Source organism: Allobosea sp. (assembly GCF_051860145.1).
GTDB lineage: Bacteria > Pseudomonadota > Alphaproteobacteria > Rhizobiales > Beijerinckiaceae > Allobosea.
Window position 1 is genome coordinate 39,114 of the sequence record NZ_JBHYEM010000003.1, and the last position, 17,427, is coordinate 56,540.

The 17,427-nt window shown below is 67.0% G+C and carries 20 protein-coding genes; all 20 read right to left on the reverse strand.

The window, feature by feature from the left end:
• Positions 1 to 3: 3 nt before the first annotated feature.
• Positions 4 to 1,209, reverse strand: coding sequence for a TraB/TrbI/VirB10 family type IV secretion system protein (locus ACTIF2_RS05835; protein WP_439496103.1), 1,206 nt, complete (start codon positions 1,207 to 1,209; stop codon positions 4 to 6).
• Positions 1,206 to 2,231: a P-type conjugative transfer protein TrbG gene (gene trbG / locus ACTIF2_RS05840; protein WP_439496104.1), complete on the reverse strand. Its 1,026-nt coding sequence runs from the start codon at positions 2,229 to 2,231 to the stop codon at positions 1,206 to 1,208. Before trbG ends, ACTIF2_RS05835 begins: the two co-directional genes overlap by 4 nt.
• Complete coding sequence (gene trbF / locus ACTIF2_RS05845; protein ID WP_439496105.1) at positions 2,228 to 2,911, reverse strand: conjugal transfer protein TrbF; 684 nt, start codon at positions 2,909 to 2,911, stop codon at positions 2,228 to 2,230. The genes trbG and trbF overlap by 4 nt, the downstream gene beginning before the upstream one ends.
• The gene (gene trbL / locus ACTIF2_RS05850) at positions 2,911 to 4,263 is read right to left on the reverse strand and encodes a P-type conjugative transfer protein TrbL (RefSeq protein WP_439496106.1); all 1,353 of its coding nucleotides are present in this window, start codon (positions 4,261 to 4,263) and stop codon (positions 2,911 to 2,913) included. The genes trbF and trbL overlap by 1 nt, the downstream gene beginning before the upstream one ends.
• 3 nt (positions 4,264 to 4,266) lie before the next feature.
• Positions 4,267 to 4,557 carry a putative entry exclusion protein TrbK-alt gene (gene trbK-alt / locus ACTIF2_RS05855; RefSeq protein ID WP_439496107.1) on the reverse strand — a complete coding sequence of 97 codons (291 nt, stop codon included), beginning with the start codon at positions 4,555 to 4,557 and terminating at the stop codon, positions 4,267 to 4,269.
• A 22-nt stretch (positions 4,558 to 4,579) separates the two neighbouring features.
• Positions 4,580 to 5,341, reverse strand: coding sequence for a P-type conjugative transfer protein TrbJ (gene trbJ, locus ACTIF2_RS05860; RefSeq protein ID WP_439496108.1), 762 nt, complete (start codon positions 5,339 to 5,341; stop codon positions 4,580 to 4,582).
• The gene (trbE, locus tag ACTIF2_RS05865) at positions 5,338 to 7,776 is read right to left on the reverse strand and encodes a conjugal transfer protein TrbE (protein WP_439496109.1); all 2,439 of its coding nucleotides are present in this window, start codon (positions 7,774 to 7,776) and stop codon (positions 5,338 to 5,340) included. The genes trbJ and trbE overlap by 4 nt, the downstream gene beginning before the upstream one ends.
• Before the next feature lie 7 nt (positions 7,777 to 7,783).
• On the reverse strand, positions 7,784 to 8,065 hold the full coding sequence (locus ACTIF2_RS05870) for a VirB3 family type IV secretion system protein (RefSeq protein WP_150978936.1): 282 nt from the start codon (positions 8,063 to 8,065) through the stop codon (positions 7,784 to 7,786).
• Complete coding sequence (locus ACTIF2_RS05875) at positions 8,065 to 8,397, reverse strand: TrbC/VirB2 family type IV secretion system protein (RefSeq protein WP_439496110.1); 333 nt, start codon at positions 8,395 to 8,397, stop codon at positions 8,065 to 8,067. Before ACTIF2_RS05875 ends, ACTIF2_RS05870 begins: the two co-directional genes overlap by 1 nt.
• Positions 8,394 to 9,377: a P-type conjugative transfer ATPase TrbB gene (gene trbB / locus ACTIF2_RS05880; RefSeq protein ID WP_439496111.1), complete on the reverse strand. Its 984-nt coding sequence runs from the start codon at positions 9,375 to 9,377 to the stop codon at positions 8,394 to 8,396. The genes ACTIF2_RS05875 and trbB overlap by 4 nt, the downstream gene beginning before the upstream one ends.
• Before the next feature lie 169 nt (positions 9,378 to 9,546).
• Complete coding sequence (locus ACTIF2_RS05885) at positions 9,547 to 9,981, reverse strand: ribbon-helix-helix protein, CopG family (RefSeq protein WP_439496494.1); 435 nt, start codon at positions 9,979 to 9,981, stop codon at positions 9,547 to 9,549.
• Between the two features lie 7 nt (positions 9,982 to 9,988).
• A complete protein-coding gene (locus tag ACTIF2_RS05890) occupies positions 9,989 to 11,974 on the reverse strand; it encodes a conjugal transfer protein TraG (protein WP_439496112.1) in 1,986 nt (661 codons plus the stop codon).
• A gap of 31 nt (positions 11,975 to 12,005) precedes the next feature.
• Positions 12,006 to 13,745: a relaxase/mobilization nuclease domain-containing protein gene (locus tag ACTIF2_RS05895; protein WP_439496113.1), complete on the reverse strand. Its 1,740-nt coding sequence runs from the start codon at positions 13,743 to 13,745 to the stop codon at positions 12,006 to 12,008.
• A 244-nt stretch (positions 13,746 to 13,989) separates the two neighbouring features.
• On the reverse strand, positions 13,990 to 14,751 hold the full coding sequence (locus ACTIF2_RS05900; RefSeq protein ID WP_439496114.1) for a lytic transglycosylase domain-containing protein: 762 nt from the start codon (positions 14,749 to 14,751) through the stop codon (positions 13,990 to 13,992).
• Between the two features lie 3 nt (positions 14,752 to 14,754).
• The gene (locus ACTIF2_RS05905; protein WP_439496115.1) at positions 14,755 to 15,090 is read right to left on the reverse strand and encodes a DUF736 domain-containing protein; all 336 of its coding nucleotides are present in this window, start codon (positions 15,088 to 15,090) and stop codon (positions 14,755 to 14,757) included.
• 45 nt (positions 15,091 to 15,135) lie between these two features.
• Positions 15,136 to 15,681, reverse strand: a complete 546-nt coding sequence (locus tag ACTIF2_RS05910) for a S26 family signal peptidase (protein WP_439496116.1) — start codon at positions 15,679 to 15,681, stop codon at positions 15,136 to 15,138.
• Positions 15,678 to 16,184, reverse strand: a complete 507-nt coding sequence (locus ACTIF2_RS05915) for a DUF2840 domain-containing protein (RefSeq protein WP_439496117.1) — start codon at positions 16,182 to 16,184, stop codon at positions 15,678 to 15,680. The genes ACTIF2_RS05910 and ACTIF2_RS05915 overlap by 4 nt, the downstream gene beginning before the upstream one ends.
• Positions 16,181 to 16,435 (reverse strand): ribbon-helix-helix protein, encoded by a 255-nt coding sequence (locus tag ACTIF2_RS05920; protein WP_439496118.1) that lies wholly within the window; start codon positions 16,433 to 16,435, stop codon positions 16,181 to 16,183. The genes ACTIF2_RS05915 and ACTIF2_RS05920 overlap by 4 nt, the downstream gene beginning before the upstream one ends.
• The gene (gene parA / locus ACTIF2_RS05925) at positions 16,432 to 17,070 is read right to left on the reverse strand and encodes a ParA family partition ATPase (RefSeq protein WP_439496119.1); all 639 of its coding nucleotides are present in this window, start codon (positions 17,068 to 17,070) and stop codon (positions 16,432 to 16,434) included. The genes ACTIF2_RS05920 and parA overlap by 4 nt, the downstream gene beginning before the upstream one ends.
• Positions 17,067 to 17,360, reverse strand: coding sequence for a helix-turn-helix transcriptional regulator (locus ACTIF2_RS05930; protein WP_439496120.1), 294 nt, complete (start codon positions 17,358 to 17,360; stop codon positions 17,067 to 17,069). Before ACTIF2_RS05930 ends, parA begins: the two co-directional genes overlap by 4 nt.
• Positions 17,361 to 17,427 lie beyond the last annotated feature (67 nt).

Here is a 17,427-nt window from a genome sequence, read left to right on the forward strand (position 1 = left end):
CGCTTAACCTCCATAGGGTTCGAGCACCAAGTCTCGCGTGACGATGACGCGAACCGGAAAGCCCGGCCGGATCGTGAGTGTCGGCGCGACGTTGAGCTGGCGGCGCACGATCTGCTGGCCGGCATCGTTGATGGTGTCCTGCCCACCGTTACGGATCGCCTGGATCAGGCGGTCGTCGTCATTAGTGGCAAGCTCGGCGCCGATGCTCAGCAGCGTGGACAGCCCCGCCGCCTTGGCCAGGTCCCACCAATGATAATCGACGCCATCCTGAAGGCCCGCATAGCCTTCAACGTCGGCGCCGGGCTGACGCTCGAGGACGATCGAGCGGCCGTTCGGGAAGATCAGCCGATTCCAGACCAGCAGCACACGGCGTTGGCCGAACTGAACGTTGTTGTCGTACTGACCGATGATCCGCGTGCCTTGCGGCACCAGGAGGATGCGGCCTGTCGGGCTGTCGTAGATGTTCTCCGTCACCTGCGCGGTGATTTGGCCGGGAAGGTCAGAGCGTATGCCTGTGATGAGCGCAGCGGAGATGACCGCGCCCGCCTGCAGGATGTTCGGCGACGCTGGCGCGGCGACGCGATCCGGTGCGACGGTGCGCCGATCGGCGGCCGCATTGAGGAATGCGAGCTGCCGATCCTCGGCCGACGGCGTGGCAGGCTGTGGCGCTAGCCCGAGACCGGCCAAATCAGGCGCCGGCGGTGGCGCGATCGTCGCGCCGCCGGAGCCCGTCGACGCCATGGGCCGGTTCTCTGTCCCGGTGAAAAGCCTGCTGACGCGGGCGGTCTCGATCTCCTGCAGACGGCGCTGCTCCTCAGCGCTAAGGCCAGGATTGGGCTGGCTCGGCAACGGCTGGCCACGATTCTGCGCGCCCAGGATGGGTCGCCCTAGATCCCCCGGGAGCGGCGGACCAAGCTGCGGGACGCTGCTGTAGTCTCGTGGCAATCCGGCAAGGCCGTCAGCGGTCGAGCGATTGTCGGTCGAATAGAGTTCCTCGGCGGACTTGCCGCTGTCGCGTGTTTGGAGCGCATAGATGAGCGCGCCGCCAATGCCCACGCTCGCGACAAGACCGATGCCGGCAAGCACCTTGCGCGAGAGCCGCGTGACACGCGGCGCCTCACCACGGAGCCGCATCGGGTCGGCCGCGTCGCTGGCCGACCCGGTCAGCGGCGCATCGTCTTCCTCTTTCCGGGTTGCAGGATCGCTCACGACGTCGGCCTCCCGTCAGTGCGGACGATGCGAACGCGCTTCTGGCGGTCGCCGGCGCCGAAGCGTAGCTCGGCGGCCGCGAACAGGCGGTCGACGATCATGTAGTTGGCGCGGACGCGGTAATTCACGAGTTCGGAGGTGTTGCCCTCCGGGCCGACGACGAACAGCGGCGGCATTTCGCCCTGACCAATGCCGCGCGGAAACTCGATGAAGACCTGGCGTCCATCATCGTAGGCGCGAAGCGGCCGCCATGGCGCGCGGTCGCCCTCGATGGCATAGCGGAAGTTGATGTTGGCGAGGTCGACGCCGGTGGCGACCGGACTGGCGGCCTCGGCTTGCGCGTTCTGTCGCCTTAGCGCGATGAGTTGATCCTGCGGATACTGCCAGGAAACCGAAGCCATATAGGTGCGCTCGGTCGAGCGCAGCTCCATGTGGTAGGTGCGCAGGTTTGTGTTGATGATGAGATTCGTCATCAGGTCGGCGCGGGTCGGCTTAACCAGGATGTGGACTTGGCTGGTTGCGCCCGAACCGCTCAGCGTATCGCCGATGATCCAGCGAACTGTGTCGCCGGCGGCGACCGGGCCCGAGCCGACTAGTTGCTCGCCCGGCTGAAGAGCGATGTCGGTAATCTGGCCGACGGCGGTATAGACCTGATAGAGCGCGCCGCCCGTATAGGGATAGACCTGCATGGCATTGATGAAGCCGTCGCGGACCGGCTGCACGCGCGCGGCGGCGTTGGCCTGATTGACGCGCGCGGTCGGATCGGTGGGTTCGGGTGTGCCGCGGGATGGTTCGACAGGCTTCATCTGACCAGGAAGCGGCAGAGGTCGCGGCACCTCGACCACCCGGACGGGAGCGGGAGGATCGGCGCTCAGGGCCGCCGGCACCGCATCATCATAAGAGATCTCCGGCGGCCTGTTCGCTGTGGCGCAGCCGGCGAGCGCCGATGTCCACAGGAGGAGAACCGCAAATGCGGAAGTGCGAGAAGCCGGGTTTCCAGCTTTACCGATAGACGGCTTCATTGCCCAAGCTCCCGTGACCAGTTGATGGCGTTGACGTAGATGCCGAGCGGGTTGGCGCGCAGCCGATCGGCGTTGCGAGGCACCTGCACGACGATGGTGAGGATGGCGGTCCAGCGGGTCGTCTCGGCGAGCTGGCCGTTCTCGTACCGGCGCTCGACCCAGGCGACGCGGAAGCTGTCGGGCGATGCCCGTATGACGCTGGAGACATCGACCGCGATCTGTTGTCTGCCCACCTTGGTGAAGGGGTCGTTCGACCGCGCGTAGTCGTTGAGCGCCATCGCGCCGCGGTCGGTCGTGAAATCGTAGGCGCGCAGCCAGTTCTGCCGGACGATGATGGCGTCGGACGGAATCGAGCGGACCTGCTCGATGAAGCGCGCGAGATGAAAGGCGATCTGCGGATCGGTCGGGCGGTAGTCGGCGACAGCGGGCGCGACGGCCTGTGCCTGGCCCAACCTGTCGACCTGGACGACCCAGGGTACGATCGTGCCGCGGGCCGATTGCCAGACCAGCGCCGCCGCGAAGCTGGCGGACAGGATCAGCGAACCGAACGCCATGAAGCGCCAGTTCTTCGCCTGGACGCGTGCGGCGCCGATGCGCTCATCCCAGACCTGAGCGGCGCGCTGGTAAGGCGTCTCGGGTTCGGGAGCCTTGCCGTAGTGGGTCGAGGGTCTTTTGAACATCAGCGGTCGCCTCCGGAGAGATTGATGGAAGAGCCGCCGCCGTGGCTGTCGCCGCTGCGCACGGCGTGGGCGGCCGCGGTCACACCGTGGCTCAAGGCCTGAGAACGCTTCATGCGCTGGGCCCAGGCCGGCGGCCCGTCAGTTGCCGCGGACGGCGCAGCCTCGGACGCGCTTCCGCCGATCGTGCCCATGGTCGACGCGCCGCCGGTGGCGGCGAACGCCGATTTGGCGCCTTCGGAGAAGCTCGACTTCATGCTGTCGGCGGCGCGGGTGGCCGCGCGACGCAGTGGTGACGTGGCGGCCGCGCCTGCGGCGCGGGCAACGCCACCGAGTCCGGATCCAACGGCCGACGCTCCCGACTGACCAGCGGCGCCGAGGCTGTAGGCAGTCGAAGCGCCCCCGGCCATTGCCGCGCCGCCGCGCGCGGCCGCGGCGGTTCCGGAAAGAGCGGCGGCGCCCCCGCGCAGGGCCATTCCACCAGCTGCGCCGGCCGCGACCAGAGCCCCGCCCGCCGCGAGTCCGGTTCCGACCGCCGCGCCGGCGCCGAGCTGCGGACCACCAGAGACGAGGCCGTTGGCGATGCCGGGACCGAAGATCCCGAGTCCGAGGAGAGACAGCGCGGCGAGCACGATCGCCATCGCCTGGTCGATCGTCGGCGTCTGGTTGCCGAAGCCGGCGGTGAACTGGGAGAACAAGGTCGAGCCGATGCCGATGATGACGGCGAGCACCAGCACCTTGATGCCCGAGGAGATTACGTTGCCGAGCACGCGCTCAGCCATGAACGCGGACTTGCCGAACAGACCGAAGGGGATGAGCACGAAGCCGGCAAGTGTCGTCAGCTTGAACTCGATCAGGGTGACGAAGAGCTGGACGGCGAGAATGAAGAAGGCGAGCAGCACCAGGGCCCAGGCGAATAGCAAGCAGGCGATCTGGATGAAGTTCTCGAAGAAGGCGATCCAGCCCATCAGGTTGGAGATGGAATCGAGCAACGGCCGGCCGGCGTCGAGGCCGGTCTGCGCAACACGCCCGGGGCGCATGAGATCCTCGACGGTGAACCCGGTGCCCGACGCCTTCAGGCCGAGCCCCGCGAAGCTCTCGAAGACGATGCGTGCGAGGCTGTTCCAGTTGCCGATGATGTAGGCGAAGACGCCGACGAACAGCGTCTTCTTGACCAGCCGCGCCATGATGTCGTCGTCGGCGCCCCAGGACCAGAACAGCGCGGCCAGTGTCACGTCGATGACGATCAGCGTGGTGGCGATGAACGCCACCTCGCCGCCGAGCAGGCCGAAGCCGCTATCGATGTAGCGGGTGAAGACCTCGAGGAATTGGTCGATGACGCCGGTGCCGCCCATGGTTCACCGCCCGTCGTCAGGCTGGGGGGATGTCGGCGCCGGCGCAACGCCAAGGAAGCGGTCGCGGGTTTCGGCCCATGTGCGCAGGCATTCGGTATCCCGCGCGGCGGCGTCACCAAGCAGTTGGCAGCGCCGCTGCGCTTCGCGCAGCGGATTGGCCGGCATATCCTCGCTTCGCCGTGACGCCTGGACGGGCGGCTCTTCCTCTTTCCGGGTCATCTCGATCGCCGTCGCGGTGATGGCGACGGCGACGAAGACGACGGCGCCGAGGCGCGCCAGGAGCTTGCCGTCCATGACACGATCCTCTTGAGGGGCCTTAGTTGCCATTCCGGAACATGCGGGCGTTGCCGGGCTGGTAGCCGCTGCCGGGGGTCAGGAAGCGGCGGCGCTGCTCGCGGCCCTGCTCGGCAGCCGCTGCGCGCTCCGCTTCGGTCAGCGCTTGAGCCCGTCCGTTCGCAGCGACGACGGCTGTGAGATCGGCGAGCTGCTGGGCCTGGAGTGCGAGGAGCTGATTGCCGGCCTGCGCCGCCTGCAAGGCGCCAGTCGCACCCTGGCTTTGGCCGATGAGCGCCGACATCTCGGCGCGGTTGGTGTCGATGTTGCCGACGACGCCGGCCTGCACGCGCATGGCGTCCTGCAAGCCGCCGACCGTGTTCTGCCAGCGCTCGCGCGCCTGCCCCACGAGTTGCTGGTCGGAGGCGGACATCGACGCATTGCCGTAGGTGGACGTGAAGGCCTGGTCGATCTGCTGGACGTCGTAAGCAATCCGCTGGGCCTGCCCGAGGAGCTGCTGTGTCCGCTGCACGGACTGTTGCAGGCGTTGAAGCGAGGAGTAAGGCAGGTTCGCGAGGTTACGCGCCTGGTTGATCAGCATCGTCGCCTCGTTCTGAAGCGAGCTGATCTGATTGTTGATCTGCTCCAGCGCGCGAGCGGCGGAGAGGACATTCTGCACGTAGTTCGTCGGGTCGTAGACGACCCATTGCGCCAAAGCCGGCTGAACCATTACGGGCGACATCGCCACGGGGACGGAAAGGATCGATGCGGCAAGAAGCGCCGCGCATGAGCGACGGATGATCATGGCTGGGTCTCCAGGTTGTTGAGGTTGGGGATGAGGTCGGCGGCCCAGGCGACGCCGCGCAGACGCAGCCAGGCCGACAGAAATCCCTCGCGGCCGTGCTCCGCCACCACGCGCTCGATCGCAGCCTGGTCGGTTTTTGAGGAGGCGGCGCAGAGCGCCAGCGCCACGTCGGACAGACCGAGTTCGAAGAGCCGGTTGCCCCGGCGGGACTGGCAGTAGTAGTCGCGCTTCGGCATCGCGCGGGCGAGGATCTCGATCTGGCGGTCATTGAGCCCGAAGCGACGGTAGATCGCGGTGATCTGCGGCTCGATCGCGCGCTCATTCGGCAACAACAGCCGGGTCTGGCAGCTCTCGACAATGGCGGGCGCGATCGCCGAGCTGTCGATGTCGGAAAGCGATTGGGTGGCGAAAACGACGGAGGCATTCTTCTTGCGCAGGGTCTTCAGCCACTCGCGGAGCTGACCCGCGAAATCCTCGTCGTCGAGCGCCAGCCAGCCTTCGTCGATGATGAGCAGCGTGGGGCTGCCGTCGAGGCGGTCCTCGATGCGGTGGAAGAGATAGGCGAGCACGGCGGGCGCGGCGGCCGTGCCGATCAGGCCCTCGGTCTCGAACGCCTGCACGAAGGCTTCGCCAAGATGCTCGCTCTCGGCGTCGAGCAGCCGGCCATAGGCGCCGCCGACGCAATAGGGCCGAAGCGCCTGTTTGAGGTCGTTCGATTGAAGGAGGACGGCGAGTCCGGTGAGCGTGCGTTCGCCCACGGGCGCGCTCGCCAGCGAGGTCAGCGCCGTCCAGATGTATTCCTTCACCTCCGGGGCGATCGTCACACCCTCGCGCTGCAGGATCGCGACGATCCAATCAGCCGCCCACGCACGTTCCGGTACGTGCTGGATACGGCTAAGCGGTTGCAGCGAAACGCTGTCGGCGGCGCCTTCGGTGAGGCCACCGCCGAGATCGTGCCAGTCTCCGCCCATCGCGAGCGCGGCCGCACGGATCGAGCCGCCGAAGTCGAAGGCGAAGACCTGTGAACCGGGATAGCGCCGGAACTGGAGCGCCATCAGCGCCAGGAGCACGGATTTGCCGGCGCCCGTCGGTCCGACGACGAGCGTGTGACCGACATCGCCGACATGAAGGGAAAACCGGAACGGGGTCGAGCCTTCGGTCCTGCCATAAAGCAAGGGGGGTTGCCCGAAATGCTCGTCCCGCTCCGGCCCCGCCCACACCGCCGACAGCGGAATCATGTGGGCGAGATTGAGCGTTGAGATCGGCGGTTGCCGGACGTTGGCGTAGACATGGCCGGGCAGCGAGCCAAGCCAGGCGTCGACGGCGTTGATCGTCTCAGCCATCGCGGTGAAGTCGCGGCCCTGAACGATCTTCTCCACCAGGCGCAGCTTCTCGGCGGCGATGCGTGGATCGGCGTCCCAGACGGCGACCGTCGCGGTGACATAGGCCTGACCGGCATAGTCCGCGCCGAGTTCCTGAAGCGCGAGATCGGCATCGGCCGCCTTGTTCGCCGCATCGGTGTCGACGAGGACCGACGCCTCGTTGGTCATCACCTCCTTCAGGATCGCCATGATGCTCTTGCGCTTGGCGAACCATTGCCGGCGGATCTTGGTGAGCAGCTTGGTGGCGTCGGTCTTGTCGAGAAGGACGGCGCGCGTCGACCAGCGATACGGGAAGGCGAGCCGGTTGAGGTCATCGAGCAGCCCGGGCGTGGTCGCGGTCGGAAAGCCGACAATGGTCAGGATGCGGAGATGCTTGTCGCCGAGGCGCGGCTCCAATCCGCCGGTGAGCGGTTGATCGGCCAGCAGCGCGTCGAGATACATCGGCGTCTCGGGCACGCGCACACGATGGCGTTTGGTCGAGACGGTCGAATGAAGATAAGTCAGCGTCTCGCCGTCATCGAGCCATGCACATTCCGGCATGAAGTTCTCGACGAGCTGGAGCACGCGATCGGTGCGATCAGCGAAGCCGCGTAACGCCTCATGAGGGTCGAGACCGTTGTCGGCCTTGCCTTCATACAGCCAGCTTTCGGCGCGGGCGGCGTCCTCGGCCGGCGGCAGGTAGACGAAGGTCAGGAAGTAGCTGGACTCGAAGTGCGAGGCGTCTTCCTCGAAGTCGGCCTTGCGCTCGGCGTCGACCAGGGCAGACGCCGCCTCGGGAAAACGGCTCGCCGGATAAGCTCCGGCGCCATGGCGCTGGGCCTCGACGAAAATCGCCCATCCCGAGCCGAGCCGGCGGAAGGCGTTGTTGAGCCGGCCGGCGACGGCGACGAGTTCGGCCGGCACCGCGGAGTCGAGGTCGGGACCGCGAAATCGGGCGGTGCGCTGGAAGCTGCCGTCCTTGTTGAGGACGATGCCCTCGCCCGCGAGCGCGGCCCAGGGCAGGAAATCCGCGAGGCGGGTTGAGGTCCTGCGATATTCGGCAAGGTTCATCATTGGGGCCTCACGCGCTCAGATGGCCGGGGATGCGCAGATGGCGGCGCACCACATCGACGAATTGCGGATCGCGTTTGGCCGCCCACACGGCGGCGAAATGCCCGATCGCCCAGAGCCCGAGACCGACGAGCCAGAGGCGCAGACCGAGACCGAGCGCCGCCGCCAGCGTGCCGTTGAGGATGGCGATCGAACGCGGCGCGCCGCCGAGCAGGATGTGCTCGGTGAGCGCCCGATGGACCGGGACGGCGTAGCCTGGCACCTCGCTGGCGCTGTCGATCAGGCTCGCCATCAGACGAGCGCTCCGCCGCCAAAGCTGAAGAAGGAGAGGAAGAAGGAACTGGCGGCGAAGGCGATCGACAGACCGAAGACGATCTGGATCAGCTTCCGCGCACCGCCTGATGTATCGCCGAAGGCGAGCGTTAGCCCTGTGATGATGATGATCATCACGGCGATGATCTTGGCCACGGGTCCCTCGATGGATTCGAGGATCGACTGCAGCGGCGCTTCCCAAGGCATGGACGAGCCGGAAGCGTAGGCGGCCGGCGCCATCATCATGCTGACGACGGTGACGGACACGGCCGTCGCGATATGACGACGAATGCGCGGGGCATGGCGGATCATGCGGGGTCTCCTGAGACGGGCTGGGTTGCGGGGATGACGCGGTAGTCGCCGTCCGGCTGAAGGCCTTCGACGCGGGCGAGTTCGGCGAGGCGACGGGTCGAGCCGCGGCCGCTGAGCACCGCGACGAGATCGATGGTCTCGGCGATCAGCGCGCGCGGGACCGTGATGACGGCTTCCTGAATGAGCTGCTCGAGCCGGCGCAGCGCGCCGATCGCGGTGCCGGCGTGGATGGTGCCGATGCCGCCCGGGTGGCCCGTCCCCCACGCCTTGAGCAAATCCAGCGCCTCGGCGCCGCGCACCTCGCCGATCGGGATGCGGTCGGGGCGCAGGCGTAGCGAGGAGCGGACGAGATCGGAAAGCGAGGCGACGCCGTCCTTGGTGCGCATGGCCACGAGGTTGGGCGCGGCGCATTGCAGTTCGCGGGTGTCCTCGATGAGGACGACGCGGTCGGAGGTCTTGGACACCTCGGCGAGCAGCGCGTTGGTAAGCGTGGTCTTGCCGGTCGAGGTGCCACCGGCGACGAGGATGTTGTGGCGGTCGGCGACGGCGCGGCGGAGCACCTCTGCCTGTTCGCCTGACATGATCTCGGCGGCGACGTAGTCAGCGAGCGTGAAGACGGCGACGGCGGGTTTGCGGATCGCGAACGCCGGGGCCATCACGACAGGAGGCAGGAGGCCTTCGAACCGCTCTCCTGTCTCGGGAAGCTCGGCCGAAACCCGCGGTGAACCGGAATGAACCTCGGCGCCGACATGATGCGCGACGAGGCGGACGATGCGCTCGCCATCGGCGGGCGACAGCCGCTCTCCGGTGTCGGAGAGCCCCTCGGACAGCCGGTCGATCCAGAGCCGCCCATCGGGATTGAGCATCACCTCGACGATCGACGGGTCTTCCAGGAATCCGGCGATGGCGGGGCCGAGGGCGGTGCGCAACATGCGCGCGCCTCGCAGGATCGCCTCTGATTGCTGGTGAGAAACCGCCATGTCGTCCCCGTTCTGCGCGGGACCGCAAACACGCGACCCTGGATCGGGGATCAGTAGAAGAGGCAGAAATCAGGGCATGACAACAAGCAGAAGGGGGGCGTAGTGCTCTGGCGTAGAAAGACAGGGACACGGCGGAACTACCGGACTCTTGCGACACGTTGCGCGATGGTTATTCCGCGCTCGCGATGCCTGTGACGTCTTCGGAAATCTCCTCACGCACTTTCGGTCCCTTCGCGAGTCGCCGCCCGAGTGCGGCCACGAACGCGTCGTACCGCTCGCCCGCCTGCGCGCGTGCGGCGGCCTGAGCGGGCTCCGGCAGCGGCGGATTGGTCGTGAGCCAGTGGCGGACGAAAACGGCCAGCATTTCCACGGAAATGCCGAGGTCGCGTTCCATGCGCGTCATGCGCCGGTCGAGCTGGTCCAATCGCTTGGTGGTCGCGGCTTCCTGGCGCTCGGCGGCGTCGGGCGACAGGAAGGATGCGATCGCCGCTTCCGCGACCAGGGATCGCGATTGATCGCGACGCGCGGCATAAGCGGCGAGCGCCTTCATGATGTCGGGATCGAGATAGACCGAGAGCCGCTGCTTCTTCGGAATCTTCATGATCGCACGCTCAGAGGTCCATACCATCGTTGGGATCGAGCGAGACCTGCCGCGCGACGCCCTGCATCACTTGGTTCAGCCGGCCCGCGCGGGCGGCGTCGTCATCCGCGTCGTCTCGACCATCGAGGTCGAACTCGTTGTCGATCGGCGCCTTCTTTTCGACAGGCTTCACCCCGGTCAGCTCCGGTTGCTGACGCCGTTCGGAGCCGGTCGAGTCGTCGTCGCCGGTACCGTCCTGCTGCGCGGCTGCATCGAGTTGCGGCCGCGACGGCAATGGAAGGGTGCTCCAATCGTCCGGCTTTCCCGCGGCTGGCTTCGCAAGCGCCGGCGGCGGCAGGACGCGTTCCTGAAAGCGGCGGTCCTCGAAGTAGCGCGCCTTCTTCGCACGGATCGGCGGCGTGCCGGCGACCATGACGATCTCGTCGGCGGGCGGGAGCTGCATCACCTCGCCCGGCGTCAGCAGCGGGCGCGCGGTCTCCGAGCGCGACACCATCAAATGGCCGAGCCACGGGCTGAGCCGGTGTCCGGCGTAGTTGCGCATCGCGCGCATCTCGGTCGCCGTCCCGAGCGCGTCGGAAACCCGTTTGGCGGTGCGCTCGTCGTTGGTAGCGAAGCTGATCCTCACATGGCAGTTATCGAGAATGGAGTTGTTGGGGCCATAAGCCTTTTCGATCTGATTGAGCGACTGTGCGATGAGGAAGCTCTTCAGTCCGTAGCCCGCCATGAAGGCGAGCGCGGACTCGAAGAAGTCGAGCCGCCCCAGCGCAGGAAACTCGTCGAGCATGAGCAGCAGCCGATGCCGCCGCCCATTGGCGTTGAGATCTTCTGTCAATCGGCGTCCGACCTGATTGAGGATCAGGCGGATCAGCGGCTTGGTGCGCGCTATGTCGGATGGCGGCACTACGAGGTAGAGCGTCGATGGCCGCGCTCCGCCGACGATGTCGGTGATGCGCCAATCGCAGCGGCGCGTCACCTCTGCGACAACGGGATCGCGATAGAGGCCGAGAAAGGACATCGCGGTCGAAAGGACGCCCGAGCGCTCGTTGTCGGATTTGTTGAGCAACTCACGCGCAGCGCTGGCGATCACCGGATGGGGTCCGGCATCGCCAAGATGCGCGGTCTTCATCATCGCGGCCAGCGTCGACTCGATCGGTCGTTTGGGATCGGACAGGAAGGCGGCGACGCCCGCCAGCGTCTTGTCCGCCTCGGTATAGAGGACGTGGAGGATCGCGCCGACCAGCAGCGCGTGGCTGGTCTTTTCCCAATGATTGCGTTTTTCCAGGCTGCCTTCCGGGTTGACCAGGATGTCGGCGATGTTCTGGACGTCGCGGACTTCCCATTCGCCGCGACGGACTTCCAGAAGCGGATTGTAGGCGGCGGACTTCGCGTTGGTCGGGTCGAACAGCAGCACACGGCCATGCCGGGCGCGAAACCCGGCGGTGAGTTGCCAGTTCTCGCCTTTGATGTCGTGGACGATCGCGGAGCCGGGCCAGGTCAGCAGCGACGGCACCACCAGGCCGACACCCTTGCCAGAGCGGGTCGGGGCGAAGCAAAGCACATGCTCAGGCCCGTCATGACGAAGATAGGCGCCGTCGAACTTGCCGAGCACCACACCATCGGGTCCAAGCAGGCCGGCCGCCCGGACTTCATCGGCGCGTGCCCAGCGCGCCGAGCCATAGGTCTCGACATTCTTGGCTTCGCGCGCACGCCAGACCGACATGCCGATGGCGACCGCGACGGCGATGAAGCCACCCGATGCCGCGATATAGGCGCCCTCGACAAAAACGTGCGGTGCATAGGCATCGTAGAAGTACCACCACCAGAAGAAGGCCGGCGGATAGTAGATTGAGAAGCCGAACACTTCGAACCATGGCCGGCCGAGCTGCGGCTGGAAGCCGAGCTGCCATGCCGTCCACTGCGTCGCGGCCCAGGTGGTGGCGAGCACAATCAGGGAGACGACAAGGATTTGGCCCCAGAGGATTTTGGTGGCCGACATAGCGGAGTCCTTTCTTGATGAGGCGCGCTGTTCACAGGCCCAGCCCCCGTTTGCGGCCGAAGCTCCAATCGAGGCCGCCGTCGTTTCGGGCGAGGCCGGAGACATGACGGCCGAGCTGCTTTTCGAGTGAGGGCGACCAGGGCACGAGCTGGAAGCCAAGGCCGTCATCGATCATCGCGAAGCGGCCGGAGGCGAGCGCGATGCGCCGCTGGTAGGCGCCAGCGACGTATTCCCCCGCCGCGGCCTTATTGAACGGGCGGCCGCTCTCTACAGCGAGCTTGGCGCCCACGGCGTCCAGCTCGCGCCGGCGCAGCGTCTCGATCAGGTTGCGGCTGAAGCTGACGCCGCGGTTCTGACGTTCAGCCAGACCTTGCCCGATCAGGTGTTCGGCGCGCCGGTCCAGGGCTTCGCGCACTTCCGCGCCGAAGCCCCCGCCGCCGAGCGCAACCGGCTCGCGGGCGATCGCCTGTCGATCAAGCCAAGTCGCACCTTTCGCCGTGATCTGCTGCTCGATGGCGAGGTCTGACCGGACTGCCATCGCGACCCGACGCTGCCCCTTCGCGTCGTCGAACCTACGCAGTTCGACGATGGAGCCGGGCGCGCTGTCGCCGGCGGCGTCGAGGTCGGGCAGCTTGATGTGATGGGTCCGTCCGTCCGTGCCGTCGACCACGGCATAGGCCGTACCTTTCAGCTCATCGTCGAGACCGCGGGCGACCAGCCGGCCGACGACGGGATCGTCCAGGCTTTCCCCGGCGAGCACATAGTTGGACGCACCGCGCTCGATGCCGTGTTCGGTCAGGCCGCGATGGATGCGCTTAATGATGTCGCCGCGTTCACCGAGCTGGCGCAGCGTCGTCTCGGCGTTCTCCGAAATCGCCCACTGGCCGGGACCGATCTGATCGGCAAGGCCGAGGGACTCAAGCTTTCGCAGGCGTCCAACTTTGAGCGCATGAAATTCGTCGGGCTGGCGGTCGGGCCGCGGCGCGAGATCGATGACGCCGGTGCGGGTGCTGTCGCGCGCGAGCTGCCGGTCGAGGTTGGTCCAGCGCTCGGCGGCTATCTGGCGTTCGAGCGCGCGGCGGATCTCCTGATCGGTGCGGGGGCCGAGCTCCTGGGTGATCAGGTCGCGCGCCCGATCGCGCATGCCTTCCTTGATGTAGTCGCGGGAGATGACGAGGTTCTCGCCGTCCTCGCGCACACCGCGCACGATCAGGTGGACGTGGGGATGCTCGGTGTTCCAGTGATCGACGCCGACCCAATCGAGCTTGGTGCCGAGATCCTTGTCCATCTGGCCGACGAGGTCGCGGGCGAAGGTCTTGAGGTTCGACATCTCCACGGCGTCGTCGGGCGAGACGATGAACCGGAAATGGTGCCGGTCATCCTCGCACCGCTCCGCGAACGCCTTCGGGTCGGTGTCATCGGCGCCAGGTCCGAACAGCCGGGCCTTTTCTCCGTCCCGGGTGACGCCCTCGCGGCGCAGATAATTCAGATGGGTGGCGAGCGGCGCGTTGCGTCCGCCGTGGCGGACCACGCGCGCCTTGACCACGGCGCCGCGCGAGCGCGACGTGATGAGCCGATTGGCCTGCAGCGATGCACGCTGGCCGCGGCCGAACCGAGAGCGATGGCCGGGACCGATCGTCCCTTTCCGGGAGACCGACCCACCGGCGCGCTGGGCGGCCGCGAGCGCTTGCGCGATGAAGGGTCGGGCGCGCTGCGCGCGCGTTGAGCGGATGCGGCCTGGCCGGATGCGGAAATCGTCCTCGCTGCTCATGGGCGCGCGGTCGCACATCGCGCGATGGCGCGGATAATCTTGGAGAATCGCGGAAGCCGCAGGCTGCGCCGGTCAGGCGCACCTCGCGAATTCGCAGCGTAAGCCCTTGAAAAAGCACAACCGAACCGAGGCGCACATCGCGCCCCTTTATCCTGCCATCGTGCGGTTGTGTTGCCCTGCTTCCCCCTCCACGCACTCCATGATGCGCTGGAGCCCGCCAGACCGCGATCCGGGCGAAGCGCCGTCATCGCGGGCCTCCACCATCCGGGCGCGCCACGAACAGGCCCGAGGATTGCGGGACGATCGCGGAAGTCTCGCGCGCCGGAGCTGCTGCCGGAGCGTCGTCCGGAGGGCTTTCCGTCTGCGCTGGATCGACAGCGGTGATGCCGCCAGAGCGCGTGATGAACAACGGCGCGCGAGTCCAGGCGCGAGGATCGGCTGCGGCGACGGTGATTGCACCCGGCAGGTCAACGCCGCCGAAGGAATGGAGCAACGCGGCCACATAGGCGCGGGTCTCGGCAGGCAACGGGCGGCCCGCGAGATACTCTTCGTAGCGTCCTGGTCCCGCATTGTAGGCCGCAAGAAAGCCCGGCGAACCGTAGCGATCGTACATCTCGCGAAGGTACGCCGCGCCGGCCAGGATGTTGTCGCGCGGATCATAGGGATCACGCCCGAGCCTATGGCGGACGCGCAGCTCCGCCCAGGTATCCGGCATGATCTGCATCAGGCCCATCGCGCCGGCAGAGGAGATCGCACGCACATCGCCAGCGCTTTCCGCGTGCATGACAGCGCGAATCCACGCGGCCGGGATGCGGAAGCGCTGTGCGGCCTCTTCAATGTAGGCGGCGAACGGATGGATCGGCGCCGTGCGCGTGGCCGGTGCATTCTGAGCGTTCGCCGTGGCGTTGAACGGCGCACCGAGGAGCAGGCCGGAAAGGAGAAGGAAGGCTGTCAGTCGGACGGCGATTGGCCGCCCGACAACAGTTTGACGGCGCGGGCCGGACATCGTTCAGTCTCGCTCGCCGCGCTTGGGCGGACGATTCCAGTGCAGGCTCCAGGCGGATTTGTCCTCGGTCGATTGGAACAGGTTCGCGCGGATCGCCTGGGGCAACGTGGGATCATCGATCTGCAACGAGACGTAATCGCCGGCCTTTTCGCCGGTGCGTTTCCATCCGGCGCCGATCTCGGGTCCGTCATCGTTGCCGTGGTGAACACGATAGTCCGGCGCATTCTCGGCCTCGGTGTGCTCAGCGGGGATAAGCACGATCTCGACGTCCAGCGAGAGAGTGCGGATGCGGCCGGCGTAGCCGTTCTTCGTGCGGGTGAATTCGCCGATCTGCGGCATGGGAAGACTCCTTTGCTGTGCGGTGAGGTCGGAGAGGCGCGTCGTTCACCGCGTAGCGGCGCGCCATTCGAAGCGGCCACTGCCGTCTTCATCGGTCCACACCGGCGTTGCGCGGCCGATGATCGAGCGGGTGGAGATCGGACCGAAGTAGCGTCCGTCGAGGCTGTCCTCGACGGACCAGTTCATGAGGAAAATCTCGCCGTCGGCGATGCGCCGGCAGCCTTGCAAAATGGGCAGATCACGGCCGAGGCGATCGCGGTCGAGCGCCTCGCCCATGGCGACGCCATCGACGGTGACGTGCGCACCGGTGCGGCAGACTTGCTGCCCCGGAAGGCCGGCGACACGCTTCATGAGAGGGACGCCGCGCGGCAGGTAGCCGCGCTCGGCGAGGAATGACGCGAGCGGCTCCGGCGCGTCTACGGCGACCAGGTCAGTCACTTCAAAGCGTGGCGGCCGATCTAGCGAATAAAGTCCGATCGGCGTGCTGGCGGAGGCGTTCCAGATCAGCCTCGGCGTGATGTGGATGAACGACAGGCCGCCGATCAGCATCACGGTGAAGTACGTCGTCATGACGTAGCCGAAGCGGGTCATGGCTCGAGCTTCCGGCGCAGAAGGATGGCCCGGTGCTGCTCGATCGTGTAGCTGCGCGGCTCTTGGCCGGCAGCGAGACGATTGTGAACGTGTCGCCAATGATGTGGCGAGACGTCGGCGGGATTGATGCCGAGCGACTCGATCGCGTCGACGATCTGCAGGACGCGCTCGACCTTCGGCCAGCCGTCCATCTTCAGCAGAATGTCGCCGCCCGGGCGCACGAAGGGGAGCGTCTGATAGGGCTCGCCCGGCGAGATCGCGCGCACGATGTCGATGCGCGAGATGATCGTCCCGAAGTCGTTGGCCGCCCAACGGACGAAGGCGAAAACGCTATGGGGCGGGAAGCTGACGACGCGCCGACGGCGGTCGAGAATCTGTTCGTGGACGTCCTGGCCGAACCTGATCCAGTATTCGACCTTCTTCTCAAGCCAGGTCAGCTCGACGTGGGTCAGACCAACCACCGTCGGCGTCGCCGCGCGACGCAAGTCAGGAGCGCCGTTCATGGCGTACCTCCTTCGGCCGGAGGAAATTCGCGGGCGAGCAACTCACGCAGCATGTCGGCGACAGTGACGCCGCGCTGGAACGCGGCGATCTTGATCTGGCCGCGCAGGTCGGGCGTGACGTCGATGGTGAGCCGGGCGGTGAAATTCGCGGCGTCGCCGCCGCGGGCGGAGCGAGGATCTGGGGCTTTGACCCAGCTCTCAGGATCGGCTGGACGTGCGGTGAAGGCACGTTTGTGGGATCGCTCCGTCATAGCGCGATCCTCCCGACCTCGGTGCACAGCGCAGCGATCTCGCGCGCCGCTGTGCTGTGTTCGTTGATTTCGGAGACGAGGCGTCCGGATCGCGCTGTGTCGGCGAAGGCGACGCGCTGGCCGATGCTCGAGGCGAGCACCGGCGGATCGTGATCTGCGAGCGTCTCGGCCGTTTCGCGGGCGATGACGGTGCGTGCGCCACAGCGGTTCAGCACGAAGCGAGCGGCAAGCTGGGGGCGATAGATCCGCGCCTCGCCGAGCAGCGAGAGCATCTCCGCGGAGGCCCAGCCATCGAAAGGCGACGGCTGTACGGGGATCAACACCAGGTCGGCCGCAAGCAACGCCGACCGCATCAGGCTGGCGACGCGCGGTGGCCCGTCGATCACCACATGATCGGCGCTTCGCGCCAGCTCGGGCGCTTCGCTATGAAGCGTATCTCGCGCCAGACCGACGACACCAAACAGGCGCGCCAGGCCTTCGCGCGCTCGCTGCTGCGACCAGTCGAGCGCGGAGCCTTGGGGATCGGCGTCGATGAGAACGACGCGCTTTCCTCGCCGAGCCCATTCGCCCGCGAGATGGAGCGCGAGCGTCGTTTTGCCGACGCCGCCCTTCTGGTTGAGGAGCGCGACAATCATGACGCACCGCCGCCACGCCGGGCGGGAGTCGCCTGGGTGAGTCTCGCGTGCGGCTTGGCGGGATGGACAACGTCATGTCCGGGATCGGACGTGGACAGTCGCGTGCCACGATCCGCCCAGACCTGAAGGTCGTCGAGAGCATAGACGATGCGGCCGCCAAGTTTGCGATAGACTGGTCCGGTGCCGTAGGTGCGATGCTTCTCCAGGGTGCGACCGGACAAACCCAGGAAGCGCGCCGCCTCGGGCGTGCGGAGATAGCGTGGCGGGGTGTCGAGTCGCGTTGCTGACATGGCGGCCTCCGGGCGTCGGCTGCGCCTCCAGCGAGCGGTGGCGAAGCGGCGACCACGATGGCGAGCC